This is a genomic window from Gemella haemolysans, from assembly GCF_001553035.1.
GTDB classification, from domain to species: Bacteria; Bacillota; Bacilli; order Staphylococcales; family Gemellaceae; genus Gemella; species Gemella haemolysans_B.
Genome location: NZ_KQ959990.1, coordinates 38,728 through 45,695 on the forward strand (window position 1 = coordinate 38,728; position 6,968 = coordinate 45,695).

General features: G+C 33.8%; 8 protein-coding genes and 1 riboswitch. Of the genes, 1 reads left to right on the top strand and 7 read right to left on the bottom strand.

Annotated features, from left to right (window positions below):
- Positions 1-21: 21 nt before the first annotated feature.
- Genes grdB through HMPREF3186_RS07705 form a run of 6 tightly spaced genes read right to left on the bottom strand, consistent with a single transcriptional unit; the run spans position 22 to position 4,884 of the window.
- Positions 22-1,329 carry a glycine reductase complex selenoprotein B gene (grdB, locus tag HMPREF3186_RS07675; RefSeq protein WP_084812685.1) on the bottom strand — a complete coding sequence of 436 codons (1,308 nt, stop codon included), beginning with the start codon at positions 1,327-1,329 and terminating at the stop codon, positions 22-24.
- A 37-nt stretch (positions 1,330-1,366) separates the two neighbouring features.
- Complete coding sequence (gene grdA, locus HMPREF3186_RS07680) at positions 1,367-1,828, bottom strand: glycine/sarcosine/betaine reductase complex selenoprotein A (RefSeq protein WP_084812686.1); 462 nt, start codon at positions 1,826-1,828, stop codon at positions 1,367-1,369.
- A gap of 49 nt (positions 1,829-1,877) precedes the next feature.
- Complete coding sequence (locus HMPREF3186_RS07690) at positions 1,878-3,164, bottom strand: glycine/sarcosine/betaine reductase component B subunit (RefSeq protein WP_060914662.1); 1,287 nt, start codon at positions 3,162-3,164, stop codon at positions 1,878-1,880.
- Positions 3,165-3,194: 30 nt separating this feature from the next.
- A complete protein-coding gene (gene trxA / locus HMPREF3186_RS07695) occupies positions 3,195-3,512 on the bottom strand; it encodes a thioredoxin TrxA (RefSeq protein ID WP_060914663.1) in 318 nt (105 codons plus the stop codon).
- 33 nt (positions 3,513-3,545) lie between these two features.
- The gene (locus HMPREF3186_RS07700) at positions 3,546-4,490 is read right to left on the bottom strand and encodes an NAD(P)/FAD-dependent oxidoreductase (protein WP_060914664.1); all 945 of its coding nucleotides are present in this window, start codon (positions 4,488-4,490) and stop codon (positions 3,546-3,548) included.
- 25 nt (positions 4,491-4,515) lie between these two features.
- On the bottom strand, positions 4,516-4,884 hold the full coding sequence (locus tag HMPREF3186_RS07705; RefSeq protein WP_060914665.1) for a GrdX family protein: 369 nt from the start codon (positions 4,882-4,884) through the stop codon (positions 4,516-4,518).
- 70 nt (positions 4,885-4,954) lie between these two features.
- Positions 4,955-5,051: riboswitch (glycine riboswitch) on the bottom strand.
- A gap of 394 nt (positions 5,052-5,445) precedes the next feature.
- On the opposite strand from HMPREF3186_RS07705, the gene rarD reads away from it, so the two are divergent.
- Positions 5,446-6,363: an EamA family transporter RarD gene (rarD, locus tag HMPREF3186_RS07710; protein WP_060914666.1), complete on the top strand. Its 918-nt coding sequence runs from the start codon at positions 5,446-5,448 to the stop codon at positions 6,361-6,363.
- Positions 6,364-6,403: 40 nt separating this feature from the next.
- Here the strand turns inward: rarD and HMPREF3186_RS07715 are convergent, their stop codons facing one another.
- Positions 6,404-6,877, bottom strand: coding sequence for an NUDIX hydrolase (locus tag HMPREF3186_RS07715; RefSeq protein WP_060914667.1), 474 nt, complete (start codon positions 6,875-6,877; stop codon positions 6,404-6,406).
- Between the last annotated feature and the right edge of the window lie 91 nt (positions 6,878-6,968).

Genomic DNA, 6,968 nt, shown 5'->3' on the forward strand with positions numbered 1-6,968 from the left:
CCTCAGCTCCCCTTTCTTTTTTTATTCGAATACTGTTTGACCGTCAACTTCTACAGTTAAAGCATGTAATGCTTTTTCTACAAGTCCACGTCTTAATTTTTTCTCTTCATCCGCTTCTAGTTTTGGATTTCCTAGTGGGTGAGGTATTGCAATAGTTGGAACAATTCTGTTTGCTCCTACTGTTAGAGAAATCGGTACTACTGTACACATGTGAACCACAGGTATACCCGCTCTCTCAATTTCTTTTACCATCGTTGCACCGCAACGAGTACAAGTTCCTCAAGTAGAAGTTAAGATTACAGCATCTACTCCGTCAGCTACTAATTTTTGCGCATATTCTTTAGCGAATCCTACAGCACTAGCTACCGCAGTACCATTACCTACTGTAGTATAGAATTTTTCATGTAAACTTCCAACTTTACCTTCTTTAACGAATTCTCTCATTACGTCCACAGGTAATACACGGTCAGCATCTTCATTAGCGTATACTGGGTCGTATCCACCGTGAGCTGTTTCGTGAGTTTCAGCTGTTAAATCTGTGAATCCTTCTAATGAATATTCACCATATTTAGATGCAGAAGATGATTCGATGTGATCTGGATTTCCTTTTGGAACGATACCACCAGAAGTAACTAAAGCAACTTTAGCTTTGCTTAAATCTTTAACAGCTGGGTTTGGCTCAACTCTGTCAAAGTTAGGCATTGGATATTCTGTTTCGAATTCTTCACCTTTAATTTTCTTAACAAGCATTTCAACAGCACGTTCTGATCCACGTTTGTCGCTGAAGAAGTTTACACGGATTCCTCTTTCGTGGTATCCTTCTTCTTTTGGAGAAAGAATTTCTTCACCTTTAGCTAATTTTGCAGCAAATTTAGCTAATTTTGGTAAAGCTTTTCTCATACCAGCTGCACTGTCAGCTGTTTCAAGAATATAAACTTCTTTTCTGAACATGTCTGTTCCTGGGTTTTCTACGTACATTGCTGTTACAGCTGGAATTCCTAATTCGTCTTGAACAGCTTTAGTAATTGTACCAGCTGCTACCCCATAACGCCCTGCATTGAATGCTGGACCAGCGATGAATAATTGTGGTTCGCATCCTTTAATCATTTCTAAAAGTTCTGCTTGAACTTTTTCTAAGTTTTCGTTGAAGTAACTGTCACCACAAACTACTGTAGCTACTACTTCAAATTCTTCTCCCAATTGCCCTTGTAACTGAACACTAATCGGTGGTAATTCAGTTCTTAATTCTGGTGCAATGTGGGCTTGTTCTTCTCCACCTACTCCAGCGAAGAATTGGTTTATATAATGTACTACTCTTATTTTAGACATTTTTATTTCCCCCTATAACTATTATTTAGATCCTTAATTACTCACCACGAACATCTTTCATTTCGCTTGCGATTTCATCAATATCTAATACCATTTCCATCATTCCAACTTGATCTTCATAGATTGCTTCATCTATTTGAGATTTAATTTCTTCTTCTACAATGTGATAAACAGCAAGATTTAGTGCTACACCTGCAAGTGGCCCCGCAAATGTTGGGTCCCCTGCTGTTACTGTTTCAGCTGCTAGACCAGCAGCTTCGGCTTCAGATGCACCTAGTAAAACTACAACGTTTTCGTTACCGAATTTTTCGGCAGCTTCTTTAACACGTTTTTGGTTTTCTAAGTCCATAGCCCCTGCAGCTGTTCAGACGAAACATTCAGTAGATGAGAATACTACTTCTACTCCTTCAATTGGTTTTACACACTCTTCAATAGCTAATCCTGGGATACCATCACGGTCACCAATGATAACTACTTTTTTATTAATAAGATTTACCATTATCTTATTCCTCCTTGTTCAAATCTATAACATTTTTTTATTTTGCTTACTAGAAAGTTTTTGTACTTAAGTAACCAAAACCTGTTTCGTTAGTAGCACCTGTAATAGCTTGGATTTCTACTTCGATAGTTCCATCTTCTCTTAATGAGTCTTGGTTACCACCAGCGATTACATTTACTACATCAATGTGTCCGATAACTTTATCTAATTTTGGTAATACAACCACTTGGTTAGCATTTCCTCCAGTTACTACTGCATCAGCAGCTACGTCAGCATCAGCTAAACTTTGACTGGCTCCGTCACGACCTGCATATTCATCAGTTACGATAACTGTTTTAACTTTTTCAGCTTCAATTTTTTTACAGTTCATGATTAAGTCTGTATCTGGGTTACCGAATCCTTCTTGAGATACGATTACAGCATCTAAGTTTAAGTAACGGCAAAGTTTTGCAGTCCAGTTAGATGAACGTTCTTTATCCATTAAGTAAACATTTTCGTTAGTAATGATTACACCTAAGAAGTTAATTTCTTTACCATGTTTTTTGTATAAATCTTCAATTACACCGTTATTTAAGTGTACATATGTTGGGTTTTTATCACAAGCTGATACACAGTTACCACTTACGATAGCACCATCCATAATTTCTGTTGGATATAGAATAGTTGGTACTATTTGTTTAGCATCAACACCATATACATAAGTATCGTGTAATAAACCTTGAGTTTGAAGCATGTATACATATCCTACTTTTGGTAGATCTGGATATTCAGCAATTTGTTCTAATAAAGGTTTAGTTTCAAATACTTCTACTTCTTCTGGTTCTAATGAACGAGCTAATTCTGCAATGTAACGAGCAGCTTTGAATCCGATATAGCGAACTGCTTTTTCGTGTTCGTGTTGTTTTACTCCTTCTTTAGGCTCAGCAATAACGATTAAGTTATTTGTTTTAGAGAATGGAGTATAGTCAGCTCCAACTCCAGTCATGTCGATAATACCTTCTTGGAATCCTACGATTTTACCAGTAGTTACAACAGCCATACCTTTAAGTGCAATTGTACGACCTTCACCTACAGTATCAACTTTTGAAAGGATACCTGGGAATATTCCTCCACGACCCTCAACTTTTACACGAGGTTCAATTACATCCTTAACTGGTGTAATACGAACACTCTCACCTGGACGAGCAATGTCTAAATCAACAGATTCAATTGCATCATCCTCGAAAACAGCTTTTACAAGCTCTTCTTTATTTACATATAATACATTTGCCTCGATTTTTGATTCTGCAGCAAATTGTATATCTTTAATATGGATCTTTCCTAATTCAAGACGCATACCTAAAACCTCCCTATTGAGTTTATTTTTTTATAAATATTTGTTAATCATAGCTTCTATATTCGGAACAGTTGCATCGTCTTTAGTTACTTCTTCGACTTTGTTTCCGTCTTTATATATGGCTATTGTTGGTAACCCTAAAACTTTTTGTTTGATTGCAAGTCTTCTTGCTTTTGTTGTATCTAGAGCAGCAAACTTAAGTTTGTCTCCGTATTTGTCTGCTAATTCATGTACACTCGGCATAAGTGCTTTACATGGTTCGCATCCTTGGCTCCAAAAGTCTACTAACACGTATCCTTCAGCTTCCAATACTTCACTCTCAAAGTTTTCTTTGTTTAGTTCTAACATTGTCTTTGTCTCCTTTTTTTATTTTTTTAAATTTTATTCAAATTTCTCAGCAATATATTTTTCTGCAGTGATTGCTGCTACAGCACCATCACATACAGCTGTTACTACTTGACGGATTTCTTTTTGACGACAGTCACCAGCTACATATACACCTTCAACACTTGTTTTTGTGTCTTCTCCAGCTTTAACATAACCACCTTCTGTTAGTTCAACTTTTCCTTCAAATAGTTTAGTTTGAGGAACATATCCGATGAAGAAGAATAATCCCATAGTTCCGTCTTCTTCGTCAGCTTCTACCACATACTCCTCACCTGTAGCTACATTTTTCAATTTAATAGCTTCTAAAATTCCATCACCAATTGCTTCAAGAACAACTGTTTCAGTTCTAATTTCGATTTGTGGGTGATTTCTTGCTTTTTCAGCTGTAATTTTTTCACAGTGAATATCTTCTTCAAAGTGGATGATTGTTACTTTACGAGCAAATTTAGTTAAGAATAGAGCTTCTTCAACCGCACTGTTTCCTCCCCCAACTACGAACACTTCAAGTCCATCGAAGAAGTCACCATCACAAGTAGCACAGTAAGAAATACCTTTACTTTCTAATTCCCTAACCCCTGGAATATCTAATTTTCTTGGAGATGCTCCAGTTGCAATTACTACTGCTTTAGCTATGTAATCACCACTTGTACAAGTAACTACTTTTTCCTCCCCTTCAAGATTAACATCTAGTACTTCTTCTTGTTTAAATTCAGTACCGAAGTTTTTCGCTTGTTCTGCCATTCTCGCTGTTAAACGTGGTCCAGTTGGATCTTCAATCGCACCAGGATAGTTTTCAATCATGTGAGTGATTGCTGCTTGTCCTCCATTTTTCGATTTTTCTAGAACCAAAACGTTTAATTTAGCACGTGAAGCATATAACGCAGCTGATAAACCTGCAGGTCCAGAACCAATAATAATTACATCATAATTTCTACTCATAATTATTCTCCTTATATTTATTTTTTTATAAAATTCTTTTTATCGCATTTGATAATAAATCGTGATCGATAACACTGAAATCATCTTTTACTCTATCTGTCCAGTGTGGAACTTCTTTATTTTTCCTAAATTTTTCAAAAGTTCCTACCGCTTCAGAAATTAAATTAATAGAAGCAACATCTAAATCAGTACTTTCTTTAATGACTACCGATCTATAAATTGTTTCATTTGGTTTAACACTTCCATATAGTGGGTGTGTTACAACTTCCCAATTTTCATGAACGTAGTCTCTAACTTTTTTTAGTACCTCTAGATAATCTATATCATGATATTCAACTTCTATATCTTTAAATTTTTCTTTTGAAAATCTTGGATTATTTGTTATCAATTTCATAGCATCCCTCCTAAAATAAAAACAACAAAAAGAAAGCTAGCTTTCTCTCTGTTGACTTGCTTCAGAGTTCTGTCCTAGTGCAGTCTTTTTACCTGAGAATTTCATCAACAGTTGCTAAGTGTTAATTTGTACCTTCGGTGTCCAATGTCCTCTCCTGCACTACTCATACAGTTTTATTTTTTACACCTTTATTTTATACTATTTATCTAATAAATGGAACCTTAATTTTAAAGCATGTATGCGTTCCACAAAAATATATTAGCATATCAAATTACAGAAAATAACATTGAATCTTATAAAAACTATTATATAACTGTTATATAACTGATATTTTACCTAAAATAGAAAAAATATTTTTTCTTTTTTTAAAGTGTAGTTTTATAAATTAAGGTGTGCTCCCTCTTTGAAAAGTCTAATGTGAAGCTTATGAAAATAATGAAAATGTTTGATTTATATAAAAAAATACGTGTTTTTGAGCTAATTAGAAAATTTTTCCGTTGAAATATACATATATTTTCGTTATACTTAATCATACATTCATCTCGTTTAAGGAGGGATAATATGAATAATACACAGAAGAGTTTAATAGCTATTCTTATATGTTATTTTTCATGGGGATTATTTCCTATATATTTTAAATTACTAAAAGAAATAGGTGCATATGAAGTTCTTGCGATGAGGATTATATGTTCTTTTATTTTTATGATTATCGTAGTCGCAATTGCAAAAAATAAAAAATCTATCTTTAATGAAATAACAACACTCTGGAAAGATAAGAAAAGTGTCTTACTATTAGTACTAGCATCATTTTTAATAACATTAAACTGGCTTACATATATAATCGCGGTAAACACTAACCACGTACTAGAGGCAAGTTTTGGATATTACTTAAATCCTATTGTTACAATTATACTAGCGGTGGTATTTCTAAAAGAGAAATTAACACGTACACAAACAATAGCATGTCTATGTGTTGGAGGTTCTTTGATTTACCTATTTATTTCACTCGGATCTCTTCCATGGATTTCTATATTACTAGCACTAAGTTTTGGACTTTATAGCTTATGTAAAAAGAAAATTGTTCTTAGTCCAAAAGCAAGTTTACTTATAGAAACAGCTATAGTTTCTCCTATCGCACTTATTTACATGGGATATCTTTCATCAAATAACTCAATTACATTCTATTCTTTTGGAACAGATACATTAATATACTTATTATTATCTGGTGTAATTACTGCAGTTCCACTAATGTTATTTGCTAAAGGAGCTACAGCAATTCCACTATACATTTTAGGTATTCTTCAATACTTACCACCTACTATGCAATTCTTCATAGGAATCTTTGTATATGGAGAAGTATTAAGCATTCAAAAGCTAATATCATTCTCAATAATTTGGGTAGCCGTAGCAGTATTCTGTTATTCAGCGGTTATTTCAATGAAAAAACAAAACTTAATCAATGAGAGTCTTAATAAATAACAAAAGAACTTATCCATATTTTTTCATGGATAAGTTCTTTTTATAATATCTCCCAATTTTTATACACTACTTTCTCTAACACATCTTTATCATTACTTAATTCCTGTTTCAATTTCAAGATCAGTGGCGAGGAATTCTTTATATCTAATTCTTCCAAGTCAATCCAATATATTCCACTAGAATCATTTAGTTCCTCTTCCAACTTTTCTAAAATCGTATCTTGCTGTTCGAGATTAATATCAATGTTATAAAATACCATAATATGATGTACTGTACGATTAGATTCTTCTACAAAAACATCATAGGCTCTGCAATCCCTATAACCTTTTATATGATATCCCGTTTCTTCTTGGAATTCTCGAACTAAGGTTTCTGTCAACCCCTCATTTTCTTTTTGACTACCTCCTGGTAAATCAAATCTATTTTTATAAGGACCTCTTCCCTTTTTTATACATAAAAGTTTATTATCTCTAATACATATTCCATAAATTCCAATGTGATTAATAATTATAATATACCTTCCTCAATTCTTCAAAAAAGGGGCTGACCCAAAAGTTCTAAATTTTAACAAGATGTATATGAGAACTCATAGACGCAGTGGTTTA